Annotated in this window: 16 protein-coding genes, 1 other RNA gene and 1 pseudogene; 10 read left to right on the forward strand and 8 right to left on the reverse strand. The window is 40.6% G+C overall.

Features of this window, described 5'->3' with window-relative positions; translation table 11 throughout:
- Positions 1 to 14 precede the first annotated feature (14 nt).
- Both BDD26_RS09090 and BDD26_RS09095 read left to right on the forward strand, forming a co-directional pair.
- The gene (locus tag BDD26_RS09090; RefSeq protein ID WP_115826348.1) at positions 15 to 398 is read left to right on the forward strand and encodes a ComEA family DNA-binding protein; all 384 of its coding nucleotides are present in this window, start codon (positions 15 to 17) and stop codon (positions 396 to 398) included.
- Positions 399 to 546: 148 nt separating this feature from the next.
- Positions 547 to 957 (forward strand): acyl-CoA thioesterase, encoded by a 411-nt coding sequence (locus tag BDD26_RS09095; RefSeq protein ID WP_038262218.1) that lies wholly within the window; start codon positions 547 to 549, stop codon positions 955 to 957.
- Between the two features lie 37 nt (positions 958 to 994).
- Here the strand turns inward: BDD26_RS09095 and queC are convergent, their stop codons facing one another.
- Both queC and BDD26_RS09105 read right to left on the reverse strand, forming a co-directional pair.
- A complete protein-coding gene (gene queC, locus BDD26_RS09100; RefSeq protein WP_115826349.1) occupies positions 995 to 1,693 on the reverse strand; it encodes a 7-cyano-7-deazaguanine synthase QueC in 699 nt (232 codons plus the stop codon).
- 32 nt (positions 1,694 to 1,725) lie between these two features.
- A complete protein-coding gene (locus BDD26_RS09105) occupies positions 1,726 to 2,778 on the reverse strand; it encodes a PLP-dependent cysteine synthase family protein (RefSeq protein ID WP_115826350.1) in 1,053 nt (350 codons plus the stop codon).
- A 120-nt stretch (positions 2,779 to 2,898) separates the two neighbouring features.
- On the opposite strand from BDD26_RS09105, the gene BDD26_RS09110 reads away from it, so the two are divergent.
- The 5 genes and pseudogenes from BDD26_RS09110 (at position 2,899) to amtB (ending at position 8,768) form a co-directional block, all read left to right on the forward strand.
- On the forward strand, positions 2,899 to 3,360 hold the full coding sequence (locus tag BDD26_RS09110; protein WP_038262227.1) for an Lrp/AsnC family transcriptional regulator: 462 nt from the start codon (positions 2,899 to 2,901) through the stop codon (positions 3,358 to 3,360).
- A 67-nt stretch (positions 3,361 to 3,427) separates the two neighbouring features.
- The gene (locus BDD26_RS09115) at positions 3,428 to 5,176 is read left to right on the forward strand and encodes a SmdA family multidrug ABC transporter permease/ATP-binding protein (protein WP_115826351.1); all 1,749 of its coding nucleotides are present in this window, start codon (positions 3,428 to 3,430) and stop codon (positions 5,174 to 5,176) included.
- 7 nt (positions 5,177 to 5,183) lie between these two features.
- A pseudogene (locus BDD26_RS09120) lies at positions 5,184 to 6,954 on the forward strand (SmdB family multidrug efflux ABC transporter permease/ATP-binding protein).
- Between the two features lie 179 nt (positions 6,955 to 7,133).
- Positions 7,134 to 7,472: a P-II family nitrogen regulator gene (glnK, locus tag BDD26_RS09125; RefSeq protein ID WP_038262238.1), complete on the forward strand. Its 339-nt coding sequence runs from the start codon at positions 7,134 to 7,136 to the stop codon at positions 7,470 to 7,472.
- A gap of 15 nt (positions 7,473 to 7,487) precedes the next feature.
- Positions 7,488 to 8,768, forward strand: a complete 1,281-nt coding sequence (gene amtB / locus BDD26_RS09130; RefSeq protein WP_038262242.1) for an ammonium transporter AmtB — start codon at positions 7,488 to 7,490, stop codon at positions 8,766 to 8,768.
- Between the two features lie 105 nt (positions 8,769 to 8,873).
- Here the strand turns inward: amtB and tesB are convergent, their stop codons facing one another.
- Positions 8,874 to 9,743: an acyl-CoA thioesterase II gene (gene tesB, locus BDD26_RS09135; protein WP_115826352.1), complete on the reverse strand. Its 870-nt coding sequence runs from the start codon at positions 9,741 to 9,743 to the stop codon at positions 8,874 to 8,876.
- Between the two features lie 909 nt (positions 9,744 to 10,652).
- Here tesB and ffs point away from each other — a divergent pair.
- Positions 10,653 to 10,749: signal recognition particle sRNA small type (ffs, locus tag BDD26_RS09140), an RNA gene on the forward strand.
- Between the two features lie 130 nt (positions 10,750 to 10,879).
- Here the strand turns inward: ffs and BDD26_RS09145 are convergent.
- The 4 genes from BDD26_RS09145 to BDD26_RS09165 all read right to left on the reverse strand — a co-directional run bounded on the left by BDD26_RS09145 (position 10,880) and on the right by BDD26_RS09165 (position 16,626).
- The gene (locus tag BDD26_RS09145) at positions 10,880 to 11,083 is read right to left on the reverse strand and encodes an HHA domain-containing protein (RefSeq protein WP_010845060.1); all 204 of its coding nucleotides are present in this window, start codon (positions 11,081 to 11,083) and stop codon (positions 10,880 to 10,882) included.
- A gap of 46 nt (positions 11,084 to 11,129) precedes the next feature.
- Positions 11,130 to 11,498 carry an Hha toxicity modulator TomB gene (gene tomB / locus BDD26_RS09150; protein WP_115826353.1) on the reverse strand — a complete coding sequence of 123 codons (369 nt, stop codon included), beginning with the start codon at positions 11,496 to 11,498 and terminating at the stop codon, positions 11,130 to 11,132.
- 764 nt (positions 11,499 to 12,262) lie between these two features.
- Positions 12,263 to 15,412 (reverse strand): efflux RND transporter permease subunit, encoded by a 3,150-nt coding sequence (locus BDD26_RS09160; protein WP_115826354.1) that lies wholly within the window; start codon positions 15,410 to 15,412, stop codon positions 12,263 to 12,265.
- Positions 15,413 to 15,426: 14 nt separating this feature from the next.
- Positions 15,427 to 16,626, reverse strand: a complete 1,200-nt coding sequence (locus BDD26_RS09165; protein WP_038262257.1) for an efflux RND transporter periplasmic adaptor subunit — start codon at positions 16,624 to 16,626, stop codon at positions 15,427 to 15,429.
- Positions 16,627 to 16,777: 151 nt separating this feature from the next.
- Here BDD26_RS09165 and acrR point away from each other — a divergent pair, with 151 nt between their 5' ends.
- Positions 16,778 to 17,428: a multidrug efflux transporter transcriptional repressor AcrR gene (acrR, locus tag BDD26_RS09170; protein WP_038262309.1), complete on the forward strand. Its 651-nt coding sequence runs from the start codon at positions 16,778 to 16,780 to the stop codon at positions 17,426 to 17,428.
- A 161-nt stretch (positions 17,429 to 17,589) separates the two neighbouring features.
- Positions 17,590 to 21,051 (forward strand): mechanosensitive channel MscK, encoded by a 3,462-nt coding sequence (gene mscK, locus BDD26_RS09175; RefSeq protein WP_115826355.1) that lies wholly within the window; start codon positions 17,590 to 17,592, stop codon positions 21,049 to 21,051.
- Between the two features lie 36 nt (positions 21,052 to 21,087).
- On the opposite strand, the gene rsmS is transcribed toward mscK, so the two are convergent.
- Positions 21,088 to 21,258 carry a pleiotropic regulatory protein RsmS gene (gene rsmS, locus BDD26_RS09180; RefSeq protein ID WP_069202312.1) on the reverse strand — a complete coding sequence of 57 codons (171 nt, stop codon included), beginning with the start codon at positions 21,256 to 21,258 and terminating at the stop codon, positions 21,088 to 21,090.
- Between the last annotated feature and the right edge of the window lie 17 nt (positions 21,259 to 21,275).

Below are 21,275 nucleotides of genomic sequence, written 5' to 3' on the forward strand. Positions count from 1 at the left end.
ATGGAGACATTTTTATGAAGTATTTAAGGATATTATTTAATTCATTCATTCTTACTTTTGGTATTAGTATGCCGTTATCTCATGCTATTGCAGCAGGAGAGTCTGTTAATAAAGTGGTACTGACACAATCACCCGATCTGCATAAGCCCACTACTGAGAAAAGCGAATCAAGGGATAAGGAAGAAAAAGCGCTCTCAGGAAAAGGAAGTATTAATATCAATACAGCGAATGCTGAAGAATTAGCGAAAGCACTTAATGGTGTTGGTGCCAAAAAAGCACAGGCAATTATTGAATACCGTGAAAAGTATGGCCCATTCACAGCAATTGAGCAGTTACAGGAAGTACAAGGCATTGGTCCTGCTTTTATAGAGAAAAACCGGGATAAATTAACCTACTGATTACAAGCCCTCTTGATGAATGTGCTGATGATTTTACCAAGAGGGCTGTGATACTGATCAAGAATAATTGATTAAACGCTATTGTAATTAAAATGTTTTGCTATTGTAAATGAATTGACTGGTCAGATGAGTTGAAAGGAAAATAGCAATGAGCACGATTATAAAAGTCAGAGGTTATCATATCGATGTTTTTCAGCATGTAAATAATGGACGTTATTTGGAGTTTATGGAGGCGGCTCGATGGGATTTACTCGCTGAAAGTGACATGTTACGATGGCTAAATAATAATAAAATTGCTTTTATTGTAGCCAATATCAATATTAATTATCGTCATCCTGCTGTATTAGGAGATGAGTTGGAAGTGAAATCGTCCTTGCAGGAATTACGTAACAAAAGCGGCTCTTTTTTCCAGGAGATTATACGTAAAGGCGATAACCGAATTATCGCCGATTCTATGACTACATTTGTTTGTATTGATTTAAAAACTCAACAAACGTTAGTATTGGAAGGTGAATTAAGAGACAGGTTTGATGAGTTTAAGAATGAAGCAGTGAAGTGAGAGGTATTTTATCCCTCTCACTGATAGCCTGAATTATCTAGTCAAGTTGTGTTTTGGATTTCATTTCTGCCATTGTGAGCTTGGTATTGTTTAAATAAAGATTTAATCCATTAGCTCGAAGATGGCAGGCGGCGCACTCACTACAACCATCACCCTGTATTCCGTTATAACAAGTGAGAGTTTGAGTGCGAACAAAATCCAGTTTCTGGTAATAATCAGCTAATGCCCAGGTTTCCGCTTTGTTCAGCCACATTAATGGAGTTTCAAAGCGGATATCTCTGGCGATACCGAGACAAACGGCATTATTCAGGGACTTGACAAACTCATCGCGACAATCAGGATAGCCGGAAAAATCAGTTTCACAAACACCGGTGATAACGGCTTCAGCTTCAACCTGATATGCATAAATTGCTGCCAGAGTTAAAAACAAAATATTACGACCGGGAACAAATGTATTCGGTAGGCCACTTTTTTCGCTTTCGCTGAAATCTGGTACGGGAATGTTATCTCTTGTCAGGCTGCTGATAGCAAGCTCATTCAATAAAGTAACATCAAGTACCTTATGAGCAGCCGCTCCTAGCTCTTTACTGATACGGCTGGCAACATCAATTTCAGCTCGGTGGCGTTGACCATAGTCAAAAGTGACACAGTGAACCTCATCATATTGGTGAAGTGCTTGAATTAAACAAGTGGTGGAATCTTGTCCACCACTGAATACAACAACAGCTCGTTTCATGATACCTGCCTCTTTAAATTGAAGGAGATATGTTACTCATAACTATTGAGCTTGGGTAGTTGCGTGAGATATAGCGTGATGTCACCGATATTATTTTTGACCCATTCCGGGTTGTAATAAGTATCAAGGTAACGCTCCCCGCTATCACATAACAATGTCACGATTGAACCCTGCTGGTTGTTGTCATGCATTTGTTTGGCTAGTTGCAAAGCACCCCAGACATTGGTTCCTGTTGATGCTCCCGTTTTTCTGCCAATGAGCTTTTCGAGCCAGTAGATGGTGGCAATTGAAGCACAATCAGGAACTTGGAGCATGTCATTGATAACATGAGGTATAAAAGATGGTTCGGCACGCGGACGCCCGATACCTTCGATTTTACTGCTTGTATTTTTGCGTATTTGTCTGCAATTTTGGTGATAGCAGTCGTAGAAAACGGAGTTCTCAGGATCAACAACAATGAGTTTAGTGTTATATCCTTGATAACGCATATAACGGCCAAGTGTTGCGGACGTTCCGCCAGTCCCTGCACTCATGACAATATAAGTTGGCTCAGAGAATGGTTCTAATTCCATTTGACGGAAAATGCTTTCTGCAATGTTATTGTTACCACGCCAGTCAGTGGCTCGTTCAGCATAAGTGAATTGATCCATATAATGACCATTCAGTTCTTTTGCCAGGCGTTCTGACTCTTCATAAATCTGGACTGAATGTTCTACAAAGTGGCATTTACCGCCGTAAAATTCGATTTCCTGAATTTTGCGTCTAGCAGTACAAGCGGGCATCACTGCGATAAAAGGCAAGCCAAGTAAACGAGCAAAATAGGCTTCAGAAACAGCAGTACTGCCGGATGAGGCTTCAATAATGGGAGTTCCTTCATCTATCCAACCATTACTGAGTGCATAAAGGAAAAGGGAGCGTGCAAGTCGGTGTTTAAGACTACCAGTGGGATGAGTGCTTTCATCTTTGAGATACAGATAAACTCCAGGAAACATGGGAAGATTGAGTTTAATCAGATGTGTATCAGCACTGCGTTGATAATCAGCTTGAATAGATTTTATGGCATTGGTAGCCCATAAAGACGACATAAATTGACCCCGGATAAAATACATTTTGACGTATAGATTACTCTTACATTCGGAGAAATAGATTGTTATTTTTCTGATATTGCATTTTATTTTTAGGAAATATTTCTACAGGATATAGGTATGTTAGATAAAACAGACCGTAAGCTACTAGAGCTGCTTCAACAAGATTGTAGTCTGTCCTTAAATGCGTTGGCAGAAGCCGTTAATTTGACATCTACACCGTGCTGGAAACGTCTTAAACGGCTTGAAGATGAAGGATATATTGTTGGAAAAGTTGCATTACTTAATGGTGAAAAACTTGGGTTAAGCTTGACTGTGATTGTGATGATAAAAACTCAACAGCATAGTAGCGAATGGTATGAGCAGTTTGTTTCTTTTGTTAAAGAGATGCCGGAAGTCTTAACTTTCTATCGTATGGCGGGGGAATATGATTATTTAATGCACGTAGAAGTTGTTGATATGAAAAGTTATGACCATTTCTACAAACGCATGGTTAATGGGATCCCTGGTTTGATTGATGTAACATCAAACTTTGCAATGGAAAAAATAAAATATACAACGGCGTTACCCATACCAGATTAGATAATTATTTAAATCTCTTTGGTGAAGTAGTTGCTGATCCTTTCATTTTTACCTCGGGAATAGGTTTGTGAGATTATTTTCTCAATTAAGTTGGTATTTTTTCAGTGAATGGCGTCGCTATTTAGGTGCTGTCATTTTTCTTGTGATGATTGCGATATTGCAATTAATTCCACCTCGTTTGGTTGGAATTATTGTTGATGGCATCAGCGCAAAAACAATGTCATCCAGTCATTTATTGATGTGGATAAGCATTATGCTCATCATTGCGCTGGCCATATATGGTCTACGGTACGTTTGGCGGGTATGGCTATTTGGTGCCTCTTATCGATTAGCTGTTAAGTTGCGCAGTGATTTCTATCAGAGATTGAGCAGCCAAAATCCTGAATTCTATTTACGCCATAGAACGGGGGATTTAATCGCCAGGGCGACCAATGATGTTGATAGAGTTGTTTTTGCCGCAGGTGAGGGAGTACTTACTTTAGTTGATGCTTTGGTAATGGGGTGTGCTGTACTCATTGTGATGAGTGTGGAGATCAGTTGGCAATTGACACTATTATCACTGTTACCTATGCCTATTATGGCATTAGTGATTAAACGATATGGTCAACAACTTCACCATCGTTTCAAGTTGGCTCAAGGCGCTTTTTCTGCGCTTAATAACCACGCTCAGGAAAGCCTGACCAGTATTCGAATGATAAAGGCTTTTGGGCTGGAAGAGTTACAATCCAGTCAGTTCGAAGAAGTAGCCACTGAGGCAGGACGTAAAAATATGCGTGTTGCACGTGTGGATGCACGCTTTGACCCTATTATCTTCATTGCTATCGCGCTTGCAAATTTATTGGCTGTTGGTGGTGGAAGTTGGATGGTTGTGAATGGTTCTCTGACATTGGGAGAACTGACCAGCTTTGTCATGTACTTGGGGCTAATGATTTGGCCTATGCTGGCGCTGGCATGGATGTTCAATATTGTTGAGCGTGGCAGTGCTGCATATACACGGATCCGTAGCTTGTTACAAGAGCCTCTGGTGATTGAGGATGGTTCACACTCTTTATCCGCTGAGCGCGGGACATTGATAGCAAATATCAACTCCTTTGTTTATCCAGAGCATAGTGTACCTGTTCTGCGAGATATTCGTTTTCAGTTACTTCCGGGTCAATTATTGGGAATTTGTGGTCCGACGGGGGCAGGAAAAAGTACGTTGCTTGCTTTATTACAACGCCAGTTTGATATTGCTGATGGCAAGATACTGTTTCAATCCCGCAATGTTTCTACACTCAGGCTGGAAGAGTGGCGATCACGATTGGCGGTTGTGAATCAGACTCCTTTTCTATTTTCGGACACGGTTGCGGGGAATATTGCCCTAGGGTGTCCTGATGCTACTCAAGAACAAATCGAAGAAGTAGCCCGTTTGGCGAATGTGCATGATGATATTTTGCAGTTACCACAAGGTTATCAAACTGAAGTTGGAGAGCGGGGAGTAATGCTTTCTGGTGGGCAAAAACAACGTATTTCTATCGCAAGAGCATTGCTATTAGATGCAGAAATTTTGATCCTGGATGATGCGCTTTCTGCTGTAGATGGTCAGACTGAGCATCGTATCATGAAAAATCTCAGCCAATGGCGGCAGCAACGTACTGTTATTATTAGCGCACATAGATTATCAGCTTTAGTAGAAGCAGATAATGTTTTGGTCATGCAAAATGGTACGATTTCTCAGCAGGGGCAGCATAAACGGCTTATTGCGCAATCTGGTTGGTATTCAGATATGTACCACTACCAACAACTTGAAGCCGCATTGGATGGTCAATATGAATAATACTGATATGGAGAAGTCTGATACGCGTAAACTCTGGTCATCGTTAAAACGTCTGTTGGCTTACAGTAAAAACTACCGTAAGCCAATTGGTCTGGCTGTATTGATGTTATGGATTGCTGCATTGGCTGAAGTTAGTGGTCCGATGATTATCAGCTATTTTATCGATAACATAGTTTCAACTGGCAATCTTCCACTTGATGTTGTTAGTGGTCTTGCGGTTGTGTTTTTGATATTACAGTTGGTGGCGGCTGCTTTACATTATTTCCAGTCTTTGTTGTTTAATCAGGCATCTATTGGCGTTGTACAGCAGATCAGGACGGATGTCATGGATTCAGCCCTGCGTCAGCCTCTGAGCACTTTCGATAACCAACCTGTTGGGCAATTAATATCTCGTGTGACGAATGATACTGAGGTTATCAAAGATCTATTTGTGAATGTCATCCCTACTGTTTTTCGTAGTGTTGCTCTGATTGGGGCAATGTTGATAGCAATGTTCTTTTTGGATTGGCGTATGGCATGTGTTGCACTGACGATCTTTCCTGCTGTTTTTCTTGTGATGATAATTTATCAGCGTTTCAGTACACCGATTGTTCGACGGGTTAGAGTGTATCTTGCTGATATTAACAATGTTTTTAATGAGACTATTAATGGCATGACTGTCATTCAGCAATTTCGTCAGCAAGCGCGTTTTGGTGAGAAATTGTTTGCCATTAATCGGGCTCACTATCAGGCGCGTATGCAGGCATTACGATTGGATGGCATTCTGTTAAGACCTTTATTGAGCCTGTTTTCTGCCGCAGTGTTGTGTGGTCTACTGTTATTGTTTGGTTTTCAGGGAACAGATTTTATTGGGGTTGGTGTATTGTATGCATTTATCAGTTATCTTGGACGCCTAAATGAACCGCTTATTGAGCTGACAGCACAACAATCGTTATTACAGCAAGCCGTGGTCTCAGGTGAACGGGTTTTTGAGTTAATGGATAGTCCACAGCAACAGTATGGTGTTGATCAACAAGCTTTGGTGAGTGGCAGAATTGATGTCGAAAACTTAAGCTTTTCCTATCGTAATGACAAAGTTGTGTTACATAATATCAATCTGCATGTTCCGTCACGGGGCTTTATTGCGCTTGTTGGGCATACAGGGAGTGGTAAAAGTACGTTGGCCAATTTGCTGATGGGGTATTACCCATGGCAAGACGGTGATATTTATCTTGATGGACGATCAGTATCTTCTTTCTCTCATACTGTTTTGCGCAATGGTGTGGCAATAGTTCAACAAGATCCTGTTGTCCTGGCTGCCTCATTCTTCGACAATATTACGTTAGGGCGGGATATTAGTGAGGAAAAAGTCTGGCAGGTTTCTGGAAGTTGTACAACTGGCTGAGTTTGTTCGCAAGTTACCAAGGGGTATAAGTTCAAGGTTGGGGGAACAAGGAAATACTCTTTCTGCTGGACAAAAACAGCTTTTGGCAATGGCTCGGGTTTTGGTGCAAACACCGCAAATTCTGATTTTGGATGAAGCGACAGCGAATATTGATTCAGGAACAGAACAATCAGTACAACAAGCTCTACGGATGATCCGTAAACATACAACCTTAGTGGTTATAGCTCACCGCCTTTCAACGATTGTTGAGGCTGATTCTATATTCGTGCTGCATCGTGGTGCAATTGTAGAGCAAGGTCAGCATCAACAGCTATTGGCAAGGCGTGGCCGCTATTACCAGATGTATCAGCTTCAACAGGTTGGTGAAACCTTAAATGAACCTCTGCACATTTAGTGTGCATATCGGGAGTGACTGAAAAGGTTACTCCCTGCCTTATATTTCCTATCAATACGAATTATTTGTAACCATCTGATTAAAAACATTTTTAAATTCTTGGCATTCTCTTTGCAAATATCTTTGTAATGCGTTCCTGCAAATACCATTTTACAAATACAGATAAAAACGGGGGGAGTATGAAACTGATCACTACCATCATTAAGCCCTTTAAATTAGAAGAAGTACGGGAAGCTCTTTCTGATATAGGTATACAGGGCATGACCGTTACAGAAGTAAAGGGATTTGGGCGTCAAAAAGGTCATTCAGAGCTTTATCGAGGAGCAGAATACAGTGTCAATTTCTTGCCCAAAGTAAAAATTGATATAGCTACCCATGATGAACGAGTAGAAGAAATCATTCATGTTATAAAACAAGCTGCTTTCACTGGGAAAATGGGAGATGGCAAGATTTTTGTCTTTGAATTACAGCATGCTGTCAGGATCAGGACAGATGAAACGAATGATGCGGCACTGTGAATGGGGAGGTGAAAAATGAGAAAACAATGGTTAGCTATCATCAGCATCATAGCCGGTGTACCTTCTTATGCTTTTGCTGCGGGAAACACGGTTGATAAAGCTGATACGGTATTTATGCTGATAAATACGATTCTTGTGATTTTTATGACGATACCCGGCATTGCTCTATTTTATGGCGGGTTGCTGCGTCGTAAGAATGTTCTGTCATTGATGTCACAAGTGATTGTAAGTTTTTCACTTGTTTGTGTGCTTTGGGTTATTTATGGGTATAGCTTGGCTTTTGAGACGGGAAACCCTTTCTTTGGTGGATTAACGCAATTCATGCTGAAAAACATATCCATCACTGATTTAAGTGGCAGTTTTTATCAATTGATTTATGTCGTTTTTCAGGGAGCTTTTGGTTGTATTACTGTAGCTTTGGTTGTTGGGGCGTTGTGTGAAAGAGTCCGTTTTTCTGCCTTATTGATTTTCATTGTCTTGTGGTTTACTGCTTCCTATATTCCTATGGCTCATATGGTATGGGGTGGCGGTTGGCTGGCCCAGGATGGCGCATTGGATTTTGCAGGTGGAACTGTTGTACATATTAATGCTGCGGTTGCAGGTTTAGTTGGTGCTTACTTACTGGGTAAGCGTTCAGGATTTGGTAAGGAAGCTTTTAAACCACATAACTTACCCATGACTTTTATTGGCACAGCAGTTCTTTACATTGGCTGGTTTGGTTTCAATGTTGGCTCTGCGGGGGCCGTGAATGCTATTGCTGCTCTGGCATTAGTGAACACAATGGTAGCAACTGCGGGGGCAGTATTGTCATGGATTTCTTCAGAATGGTTATTACGCGATAAGCCTTCTCTATTAGGTGCATGTTCTGGTTGTATTGCCGGACTGGTTGCTATCACACCTGCTGCTGCAACAGTTGGCATTGGAGGGGCTCTGGTAATTGGTGTGATTGCCGGGATCATTGGTTTGTGGGGTGTAGTCGTATTAAAACGTTGGTTGCGTGTTGATGATGTTTGTGATGTCTTTGGTGTTCATGGCGTATGCGGTATTGTTGGTTGTTTATTAACAAGTATTTTTACTGCTTCCGCTTTGGGGGGAACCGGGTTTGCGGAAGGAATGACTATGCTAAGACAATTTGGTATACAGGTTATCAGTATATTGGTGTGTGTTGTCTGGTCAGCCGTAACCGCTTATTTCTCATTCAAGATTGCTGATCTTGCGGTTGGATTGCGTATTAGCGTTGAATCAGAAAGAGAGGGGTTGGATATTACTTCACATGGAGAAAGTGCCTACAACTGATCAATTTGTTTAAACGTCCGCCTTTCTATTTTTTGTTTTGTTGATTATGTTGGTCCGCTCTCGAACACCCCAGGACATAGTTTATCTATGCTCTTGGGGTTTCTTTTATTGGGTATGTTTTCGCTTACGGATTACACCCTCCTGAGCAGCAGAGGCGATAAGTAGACCTTCACGGTTATAAATATGACCACGAACAAAGCCACGACCTCCTGATGCTGAGGGACTCTCAATTGCGTAAAGTAGCCAGTCATCCATCCTAAATGGGCGGTGATACCACATAGAGTGATCAATAGTGGCAACCTGGATGCTTTTCTCCATAAAGTGAACACCATGAGGTTGTAATGACGTAGGTAAAAAATTTAAATCTGAGGCGTAACCTAGCAGACAATAGTGAATAAAGAGCTCTTCCGGCAGCTTACCATTGCTACGAAACCAGACATAACGAATAGGCTCTTCTGGTGAATTATTAATAGGGCTATGGAAATTAATAGGTCTTATTTCTAACGGGGGAGAAGCTGAAAACACACTTTTCAGTTTATCAGACAGTTGATGAGAGATATTCTTAATTATTTCTTGCTGAGGGGCTAACGTTTCAGGAGGAGGAACTTTTGGCATCGAACTCTGGTGTTCAAAACCTTCTTCGTGAGCCTGAAAAGACGCTGTCATATAAAAAATAGGGTGACCATTTTGTATGGCACTGATACGGCGGGCACTGAAGCTGGCTCCATCACGTAATATTTCAACATCGTAAATAATTGGTTTATGACTATCACCAGGTCGGAGAAAATAGCTGTGGAAGGAGTTCACTATGCGCTCGTCTGCAACTGTTTGCTTTGCTGCATACAGAGATTGACCGATGACTTGTCCACCAAAAACTTGAGGAAACCCCAAATCTTCACTTTGTCCCCGGTAAATTCCTTCTTCGATCTTTTCCAGATGCATCAGATTGATTAAATTTTGCAATGCCTGATTCATAATGTGCCCTTATTTTTGCAATATTAGGTAAACATTTATAAAACAATAACATATTAATTTTTGATGGTGTTTTTTATTTTATGAAGGAAATAAAAAATCTATTCAATCTGTAAATTTTTTCTTTATGTTTTCATTTTGAAATGAAATCGGATGTTATTAATTTTATCAGTACTTATTAAAGAATGCGATAAGTATTATATTTCATTCTTATTTATTGATTTTTATGGCTATTTTTATAGGCGCTTTTTATCATAATTGTGTGGGTAAGTGACATGATGATTGAAATGAGTATATTCTGAGAGATTTCACAAATTTCATTACATCATTTTAAATTGATATTTTGGCTACGGAGTTTGTTTATTGATTATTATGTTTGTTAGTTGTTTCAGTCATTTTTATTAATTAGAAATTTAGGTTAATAGCTGTTTGGATGTGATCAAACACAAATTTTTAAGTGCAATTCTTTAAACAAGCATCTTTCAAACATGATGTTGATTAAATATATTTAAATAGAAAAGTATTAATGACCTATCTTATTAAACTATTTTATTTGTTATTTTGGTTAAGAGTACGATTGTAACTCTTATGTATTAGTCCTGAAAAGATGGCATCTCTATTCTGATTCTGATATGGAGCTTGTAATTAACTTGATGGTAATGATATTCAATCAAATGAATAGGCCCTGATTTCATAGGGCTTGAGTTGCTTTGTTATTACACTTGAACCAATTGTCAGTGATGACATGAATCTATCTATAAGCTGTTTTGTATGTTAAAACAACTTTTTTGAAGATTTACCTATCATGTGGGTAATAAATGGACATTTAAATTGGAGTGGCTTGCTATTTTAGGTTGTATGAAAGATAATGGCCGCCGCTTTGAAGTTTAAAGCTAACGTCAATGGGGGCTCTATTGGTTCTCCCGCAATGCTAACTTGTTAACTTGGTCAGGTCTGGAAAGAAGCAGCCATAGCAGGGGATGTGTGTGCTGGGATGTCGCTGGTAGAGCCCTCACCCATTTTCAAGATACGGTTTTTAGTCTACCATTTTAACCCACAGTCAGTTTACATATCGCCCAATATATGGGGAGCCGATAATAGTTACCGGCTTTCACTACTTCCTATCTGATCACAGCAGCTTAGCGGACGAACTTCCAAACAGAAGACGGGATTTTATCATAGAGTTTATTCATGGTTAGTTCAGCCAAGCGGTGATCAGCGGCGGAATAGAACAATTCTAGTTCATCGTCCGAAAGCTCATATTTATTTTTCTCAATTACACGTTCCAGTGTTTCAATAGAAGTGCATTTTCTCAAACGCATCAGATAGTCAGTTTTAGTCATAATCGCCTTATCTTATTTGGTATAAAAATAGTTAGGAATATATTTATCAGATTTTGCTTAAAGAAGCGTTTAAATCATGTAACAGAATGTTAGTTAAGTGTTTATTTGTGCTTTGCCACTTTGTCAGTTCAACAAAGCTTATCTTATCATTTCCAAACAAATTATATGTTTCATCCAGATATTTATCAATTAAGGTACTGAGGTTGTAGTTATCAGTATATTTAATTTTAAAACTCCAAAAAAACGCCGTAATGTGTTCGATCAATTCGTTTAATCTTAAGCTTTTTTCAGAAGTCAGATCGTTTATCCAATGATTATCAGTGAGATTCAACACTGAAAATGCTTCGTGAATTAAATTTTCACATAAGTACTTTAATTCAGCAATATCATGTCTTCTTGGTGAATATTCATCCATAATCACCTCCCGTAAACAACGCACGGCTTATTTGAGCTAAGGCTTATACATATCAATTATTATAGTCGTTCTTTTAGAATTAAGCTTATCAAAACATGATTATTATTTATTAATAATAAGACTCTATATTTTTTTTGCGTTCACCAACCCGCTTTTTAAAAGGTGAGCAATTTACACTTAGTTAAGGCTAAAAGCTAGCATGCTACTTGAAAATATGGATGTAAACACATATGACATCAAATATATTGGATTATACTAATATAGTAGATGTTATAGCAAGTAGGTACAAAAATCATTATATACTCTTCATCTTTCAAATTGCTACTTTTTTGCTGATTATAGCGTTGGCTGCGTTCACTCACATATGTTATCCAGGCACAGTTATCTACGGCTTCTGGAGGCTTGTTTGTGAGTTGTTTGTTATCACGCTGCAACTTGAATTCGACTTGGGTATGAGTAATTTATTGGAACTTTCAAAATCAATATAACGTCATTATTACATATATCATCATCAAGGGGGAACACTTTTTACCATTAAAGGTGTAATCAGAAGAAACAGATGTCAAGTTACTAACTTATCTTCCATTTATTATAAAAAACGTAAAGATATCACTTTAAAATGTAGACCATTTTTCATAAGTATTTATTTTAACTGTGGTAAAGGTGGTTTTTCGTGTTGGATACAAGAGAGGATGTTTTGTTGTTGATGTCATTGGGTTGATATAAAAGGCCACAGATGTGGCCTTTTAAGTTACTTACTGAATTTATTGAGGAGATGAAATGTGTTTTATATCCTCACTTTTTTTGCTGAAACGGCGTCTAATTACAACAAAGAATACAGGGACGAAATAGATTGCCAGCGATGTTGCAGCAATCATACCTCCCAGTACGCCAGTTCCTACGGCATTTTGAGCTCCAGAGCCAGCACCATTGCTCAAGACCAAAGGCATGACACCTAGCATAAAGGCCAAAGAAGTCATCAGAATTGGACGTAAACGCATCCTCGCGGCTTCCAGAGTTGCCTCTATTAGTCCTTTACCTTCCTTCTCCAGCAAGTCTTTGGCGAATTCAACGATAAGGATGGCATTCTTTGCAGACAGACCGATTGTTGTTAGCAAACCTACTTTAAAGTAAATATCGTTGTCCAGGCCACGAATTAAAGTTGCCAGCAATGCACCAATAATGCCTAATGGTACAACTAACATTACAGAGAATGGTATGGACCAACTTTCATACAATGCTGCCAGACAGAGGAACACGACTATCAATGATAGCGCGTATAGTGCCGGAGCCTGGTTACCTGACAGGCGTTCCTGGTAAGACATTCCCGTCCAGTCATAGCCAACACCCGGTGGTAATTGTGAAGCAAGTTTTTCCATCAGGGCCATTGCATCACCGGTACTTTTTCCGCGGGCAGCTTCACCGACGATTTCCATTGATGGTAATCCGTTATAGCGTTCCAGACGCGGAGGACCATAAATCCACGGTTCTTTAGAAGTATCTATGAATGCAGAAAATGGCACCATTTGACCGAAGTAGTTACGGACATACAGCTTGCCAATATCTTTTGGCAACATACGGAAAGCTGAATCGGCCTGAATATAAACCTTTTTAACCCGGCCCCGATCAATGAAATCATTGACATAAGCACCACCAAACATCGTACTTAATGTTGTGTTGATGTCATTGACGGAAACACCCAGTGCTTCTGCTTTCTCCTGATCAATATAGAAACGGTACTGAGGAGTATCATCCTGCCCATTAGGACGAACACTCGTTAGCATGTCGGGATGTTGAGCGACCATGCCCAGTAATTGGTTACGTGCATTTGTCAGCGCTTCATGTCCAAGGTTTCCTTTATCAATTAGCTGGAAGTCAAAACCGCTGGAGGAGCCTAATTCCACAATCGCCGGAATGTTAAATGCAAATACCATCCCTTCCTTGATTTGTGAAAAACGGATGTTAGCTCGGTCCAGAATTGCCGGGACTTTGTCTTTTGCAACCTTACGTTCATTCCAATCTTTTAAGCTGACAAAGGCCAGCCCCATATTTTGTCCCATACCGGCAAAACCAAAACCGTTTAAGGTAAATACAGATTGAACAACGTCTTTTTCATCGACATAGAAGTAATTATTGACTTCATCCAATACTTTTTGTGTCTGCTCCTGAGTTGATCCGGAAGGCAGCTGAACCATTGCCAGTAATACCCCCTGATCTTCTTGTGGAAGGAAAGAAGAGGGGATACGCATGAATATCAGAGCCATACCTGCGATAAGTCCAACATAAATCAACAGATAACGTCCTGTGCCACGTAGCATACGCCCCACACTATCGGTATAGTGGTGCGTACTTTTTTCGAACAAGCGGTTAAACCAGCCAAAGAAACCGGTTTGAATGCCATGGCTACCTTTGGTAACAGGCTTAAGCATAGTTGCACAGAGTGCGGGTGTCAGAATCAAGGCGACAAAGACAGACAATATCATTGCTGAGACGATTGTCACCGAGAATTGACGATAAATTGCACCGGTCGATCCACCAAAGAACGCCATTGGAACAAATACCGCAGAAAGTACCAGTGCGATACCGACCAAAGCACTTTGGATCTGTCCCATTGATTTTTTTGTTGCTTCTTTTGGTGAAAGCCCTTCTTCCTGCATGACGCGCTCAACGTTTTCTACCACGACGATTGCATCGTCTACGAGTAGTCCGATGGCAAGTACCATGGCAAACATGGTTAACGTATTGATGGAATAACCAAATGCGGCCAGTACTGAAAATGTACCTAGCAATACGATCGGAACCGCAATGGTTGGGATCAGTGTTGCCCGGAAGTTTTGCAGGAATAGATACATGACAACGAAGACCAGCAGGATAGCTTCTGCCAGTGTTTTCACCACTTCGAAAATAGAAATCTTAACGAAGGGGGTTGTGTCATACGGATATACAACGGTCAAACCATGCGGGAAAAATGGTTGCAGTTCAGCCAGGACTTTCTTGACAGCTTTAGATGTATCTAAAGCGTTGGCACCGGTTGCTAATTTGATACCGAGCCCTGACGAAGCTTTACCATTGAATCGGGCAATGAAGCCATAGTTTTCAGCACCAAGCTCAACAGTGGCAACATCACTCAGACTGATTTTTGAACCATCTGGATTTACACGTATCAGGATATTGCTGAATTGTTCGGGAGAACTTAGACGTGTCTGGGCAATGATGGAAACATTCAGGCGTTGCCCAGGAACAGGAGGTGTTCCCCCTAGCTGACCGGCTGCAACTTGGTTGTTCTGATCCTTAATGGACTTCATGACATCTTGTACAGTCATTTTATAATTGAGCAACTTGTCAGGATCGAGCCAGACACGCATGGCATACTCAGTACCAAGCAGCATTGCTTCACCCACACCAGTAACGCGGCTGAGTGAGTCTTTGACACTGGCTCCGATATAGTCGGAGATATCATCCTGAGTCATAGAACCATCTTCAGAAATGAAGCCCGCGACCATTAAAAATGAACTGGTTGTTTTATCAACGCTAACGCCTTGCTGTTGAACTTCCTGAGGTAACAAAGGCATTGCCAGTTGCAGTTTATTTTGTACCTGCACTTGTGCAATATCAGGATCTGTGTTCGCTTCAAAGGTGAGTGTGATACTCACGCGACCAGCAGAGTCACTATTAGAAGACATGTACACTAAGTTATCGATACCATTCATATTTTGCTCAATAACTTGAGTAACCGTATTCTGTACTGTTGTTGCGTCAGCTCCAGGATAACTTGCTGAGATAGAAATCGATGGCGGTGCAATAGAAGGATATTGCTCCACAGGTAATTTCATTATTGCCAACAGACCAGAAAGCATAGTGATAATCGCAATTACCCATGCAAAGATTGGTCGTTCTATAAAAAACTTAGGCATGAATCCCCAACTCCTTATTGAGATTTTTTGGCTGATTCAGTTTTAGTTGTTGTAGGCTTGGCATCCAAATCAACTTCCGTTGGCTGAACTGTTATTCCCGGCACGATTTTCTGTAACCCTGTGACGATGACTCGATCACCTGCCTTTAGACCTTCGGAAACCAGCCATTTGTTGCCAACGGCTTGAGTGGCATTGATATAACGCAATTCCACTTTGTTATTTTTATCAACGACTAGTGTCGTTGCCTGACCACGAGGTGTTCTGGTCACCCCTTGTTGAGGAACTAAAATCGCATTTTTGCGTACACCTTCTTCCAGTTTGGTACGGACAAACATACCGGGAAGTAGTTCTTCATTCGGGTTCGGGAAAACAGCACGCATTGTTATGGAACCAGTTGTTTCATCCACAGTAATGTCTGAAAACTCAAGGTGACCAGTCTGGCTATACATTTTCCCTGCATCAGTGATTAAGTGAATTTTGGGCTTACCGTTTTCTCTCTGGACTGTGCCTTCTGCGATCTCATTCTTAAGCCGCAGATAGTCATCGCTGGATTGCGTGATATCAACATAGATAGGATCAAGTTGTTGAACCGTTGTCAAAGCATTTGACTGTCCGCCAGAAACCAGAGCTCCTTCAGAGACGGTAGATTTACCCGCACGTCCTGAGATGGGAGAAGTGACTTTAGTATAAGCTAAGTTTATGCGGGCACTTTCCAATGCAGCTTTCAAAGATTGAACATCTGCCGCAGCCTGAGCATATTCAGAATTTGCTTTATCAAATTCCTGTTTACTAACATATTGTGTACCCAGTAATGACTGATAGCGTTCAACAGTTAAACGAGCGACGTTCGCGTTTGCTTCTGCTCTGGCCAGATTTGCTTTGGCCTTACTGTAATCTGCCTGATAGGTTGCTGAATCAATTTGATATAAAGATTCTCCGGCATGAACATCACTGCCTTCTTTATAGTTACGTTTCAGAATGATGCCACCGACTTGAGGGCGTACTTCAGCCACACGATAAGCTGAAGTTCTGCCCGGTAATTCTGTGAGCACTGTCAGAGGTTCAGCTTTCAGCGTTACTATACCGACTTCAGGAACCTGCTCGCCAGCAGCCCCTTGCTGAAAATCTTGACTGTCATTACATCCTGAGAGAATAAAGCTGCCTGAAAATACCAGTAATGTGGCCAGAGGCACAACCCCTCTGATTTTTCGCATAAGTAAACCTCAATTTTTCAATGTAAACTCTCGAATTGATGAGTGCTAACGAGTGAAATTATTACTTCATTGATGAGTGATGCTATAGTACAAACATACATGAATGTATGTAAATCAGCCTCGGTTAAAAAACAAAGTTTATGGCATAAAAATGGCACGAAAAACTAAACAGCAAGCTAAAGAAACTCGTCAACAAATTGTAGAAGCTGCGATAAAGGTTTTTTCTGAGCGTGGCGTTTCTGCTACGTCATTATCAGATATCGCAATTGCAGCCGGTGTAACACGCGGCGCAATTTATTGGCATTTTAAAAACAAAACTGATTTGCTTTTTGCTGCTTGTAAAATGCCCGAAAGCACAATAGATGCTTTTGAAAAAGAGTATCAAGCAAAATATCCCAATAATCCACTACTTGTATTGAGATCTCTGTTGATTTTTCTGTTAAAAATGATGACGGATAATTGCCAGAACCGTTTGTTAATGGAAATTTTTTTCCATAAATGTGAGTTTATTGGAGAAATGTCTTTATTAGCTGAACAGATTCGGGAGGTATGTATTTCCGATTATCAAAAAATAGAAGATGTGTTGGTTGCTTGTATTCAATCGGGAGAGTTGCCTCATGACATCGATCCCAAACGTTCAGCTATCATGCTAAGAGCATTAATGACCGGGTTATTGGAGAATTGGTTATTTGCGCCGGACAGTTTTAATATTCAGGAGCAATCTGTATATCTGGTGGATAGTTTCATTGATACACTAAAATATAGCCATCACTTGCGCCATATTGAAGAAAACAAATTTTGAATAACATGAGATAAATATGGATGGAATCAATTTTTATTATGGCCAGTAATTATGTTATCAAGAGTAGATTCTTAACACTGAGCTGAAAAAGAAACATAGCAGTGTTGCCCGGACTTCAGTGCTATCATTCCATTATCTGCAAACGATGAGTAAATGAATTCATGGTTCCATTTAACCACTATTTGAGTATGGTACTCAATAAGGGGGTCTTGTGCAATAAAAGACCTGGGATACTGTATTTTCGCTTTTTAGGGCTGGTGGGCTTATTTATTCTTCTGTCATGCTTTTTTCATCCAGCTATGGCTGCATTCAGCAGTGATGTTCCAACGCGTGATGATATCCAGAATCAACTTAAAGTGTTAACAGAACGTAAAGAGCATACAGTTGAGGAGAAAGCCTCAATAGCTGACTTAGAAAAAACGCTCTCTTTCTTTGATAAAATAGATCAGGTTAAACTGGATTCTGAGCAACTTAAAAAAAATTTACAGGAATTACCACAGAAATCACAACAGCTCACTGCTGAATTAGCAAGCCTGAAGAATAATTCTCAACAGAATGAGGATGAATATAAGCAAAATCTGGCTACTTTGTCCCTGAAACAACTTGAAACCAAACTGAACAATACACTGAACAGTCTGCAAAAAGCACAGGACAATCTCGCCAGTTATAATAGCCAACTGATTGGGTTACAAACGCAGCCAGAGCGAGCACAAAATTTGCTGTACCATAATGTACAACGGTTGCAGCAAATTCGTAATCAGCTTAATAACGCAATCACCGAACAGTCTGAGGTTCGTCATACCGAAATCGAATTATTATTGGTAGAGCAATCTTTCTTGATGCAACAAAAGGACTATCAGAAAGAGTCCTTGCGAGTAAATACCCAGTTGCAAACCCTTTTACAGCTTCAACGGGATTACACTTCTTTCCAAATTGAACAATTGGAACGGTATGTCCAGTTAATTCAGGATATTGTTAATGGAAGACACCTAATTGTTTCGGAAGAAACTGCCAAAGAGGTGCAGAATTCAGATGATACTAATCCCCATATTCAGTCCAATCCGCTGGTCAGGGAAGAAATCGAGATAAATCGTGATCTCAGTGAACGTTTGGTAGCGGCAACACGGGATAATAACCAATTAGTGCAGAAAAAAATTCAGGTAAAGAATTTCCTGGATAGAGCTATCCAATCTGAGCGTGGTTTGAAAGAACAAGTTAAGGTGTTACGTGGAAGCTTATTGTTATCACGCATTTTGTTTCAGGAACAGCTCAAAGTACCCCGGAATGCCCTGACAAAGGATTTGCCAACGAAAATTGCCGACTTGCGGTTAGAACAGTTTGAAATTGCTCAGCAACGTGATCAGCTTTACTTGGTTAATGACTATATCAATCAATTATTGAACCAACATGCCAGTGAGATAAAAGATGAGCCTCAAGAGGTGATTGGGGAAATTCGTAATGCGATAGGGCAATTGTTTGAGATTCGTCGGGATTTATTAAACCAACTGAACAACCTGCTTGGTCAGCAGATTACACACGCCATTAATTTGCAGATGGATCAACAGGAGTTATTGGATGTGACGCAATCGCTGGAACAGACGCTTGTTCAGCAGATTTTCTGGGTTAATAGCAATAGGCCTATGAACTGGGCATGGTTGAAGTCGCTGCCAGCATTAGCTCATGAGGAGCTGACGCATTTTAATATTCATTTTACGATCAGAGGGCTTATCACCGGGTTGCAGAATTCCATTCACTTTGTTATCCCCCTTTTACTTGTAGGGCTGTTTTTACGTTGGCAGACAAAAAGTATTAATGTGCAACTAAAGAAAATTTCTGCTGAGGTAGGGCAACTACGCAGGGATAGTCAATTACATACTCCACTGGCCTTGATTCTGACGCTGATAAAGACACTGCCTCTGGCTTTTATTATTCTGGCAATAGGTTACTGGTACTCGAAGTCAGGTGATGAGTTAGGGGAGTTGGTTTGGGGATTTTCCCGTCAATTGGCGTTATTCTGGATTGTCTATGGATGCAGCTACCAAATTCTGGATAAAGGAGGGATCGGAGAACAACATTTCTCACTGAGCAGAGAATTATGTTCACTATTTCGCAAAAATCTCGTGAGATTGTCACTCGCTTTATTACCGCTTCTGTTCTGGGTAACCTTGGGCGTTAAACATCCGCTTCGTTTATCTGATGATGTTATTGGTCAATGTGCTGTACTGATTTGTCTGTTCTTTATTTTCATTTTTATTTTTCCATTCTGCCGTCAGGTATGGCGTGAAAAAAGCTCGCATATGATCCAAACCATTGTGGTAACGACATTGACCTTTGCCCCGCTGGTTCTGATTGTGCTGACAGTATCCGGCTATTTTTATACGACATTACGTTTATCTGAGCGCTGGCTTTACAGTGCTTATCTGCTACTTCTCTGGCATATTTGTTATCAGTCCTGTCTGCGCGGATTAAGCCTTGCAGCACGTAGTATTGCGTATCGCCGGGCGATTGCCCGCCGTCAGGCTCAGGCAAAAGAAGGCGCAGAAGGTGAAGTGGTGGAAGAACCACCAATGGCGTTAGATCTCATTAATCAGCAATCATTACGTTTAACCACGATGGTGCTGTTTCTGATCTTTTTTATGGCATTTTACTGGACTTGGTCTGACTTGGTAACGGTATTCTCTTACCTTGATGGAATTAATCTGTGGCAATACAGCACGACAACAGAACTGGGAAATGTTCTGCAACATGTCACCTTGAAAGATTTGGCACTTTCCATAGCCATGCTGGTTATCTCATGGGTCATGATGAGAAACCTGCCGGGTTTGTTGGAAGTATTGGTACTATCCCGTTTACAATTACAACAGGGTTCCTCTTATGCCATTAAGACAACGCTGACTTATTTTATCATCGGTGTCGGGGGGATTAGTGCACTGGCAACACTGGGTGTTTCATGGAATAAATTACAATGGCTGGCAGCAGCACTTTCGGTGGGATTGGGATTTGGTTTACAGGAAATCTTTGCCAACTTCGTTTCAGGTTTGATTATTTTGTTTGAACGTCCTGTTCGTATCGGAGATACCGTCACTATAGGAACATATTCTGGTTCAGTCAGTAAAATCCGTATTCGTGCGACAACAATTACTGATTTTGATCGTAAAGAGGTCATTATTCCTAACCGGGCATTTGTTACAGAACGCCTGATTAACTGGACACTTTCTGACACAATCACCCGCATTATCATTAAGGTGGGTGTTGCATATGGTTCTGATCTCGATAAGGTGAAAGAAGTGATGTTACAGGCAGCGAAAAGTAATCCCCGCGTAATGAACGAACCAGAACCACAGGTTTATTTTATGAGTTTCGGGACCAGCACACTGGATCATGAATTAAGGTTATATGTACGGGAATTAGGTGATCGCAGCCGCACGGTTGATGAAGTTAACCGCAGTATAGATAAATTGTGCCGGGAAAATGATATCAATATTGCGTTCAATCAGCTGGAAGTCTATTTGCATAATGGACAGGGAAATAGTCTGCAAGAGGTTCAAAAGACTATGATTAGCAGCAGCCGACGCCATTCAGATGAACCTCCAGCCTCTGATGACAAGCCACTCTTACCTTAAGGAATGACTTTAAAGAACATGCCTGGTGATTGTTTATCAGGCATTTTTTTCCGCTTGTTGAGACTCTTGTTTTAGCTTCCCTTGAAAGTCATGTTTGACGATATCTAGTGCAGCTAATGCGGTTTCAGGGGAAATTTCATTGCATTCGAGCAGGTAAATAAGATCTACTGCAAGTTTAACTTCAGCTGGTGCATTTTCGAGATCCATAACGGTTATTCCTCTAA

This window comes from Xenorhabdus cabanillasii, assembly GCF_003386665.1.
Taxonomy (GTDB): domain Bacteria; phylum Pseudomonadota; class Gammaproteobacteria; order Enterobacterales; family Enterobacteriaceae; genus Xenorhabdus; species Xenorhabdus cabanillasii.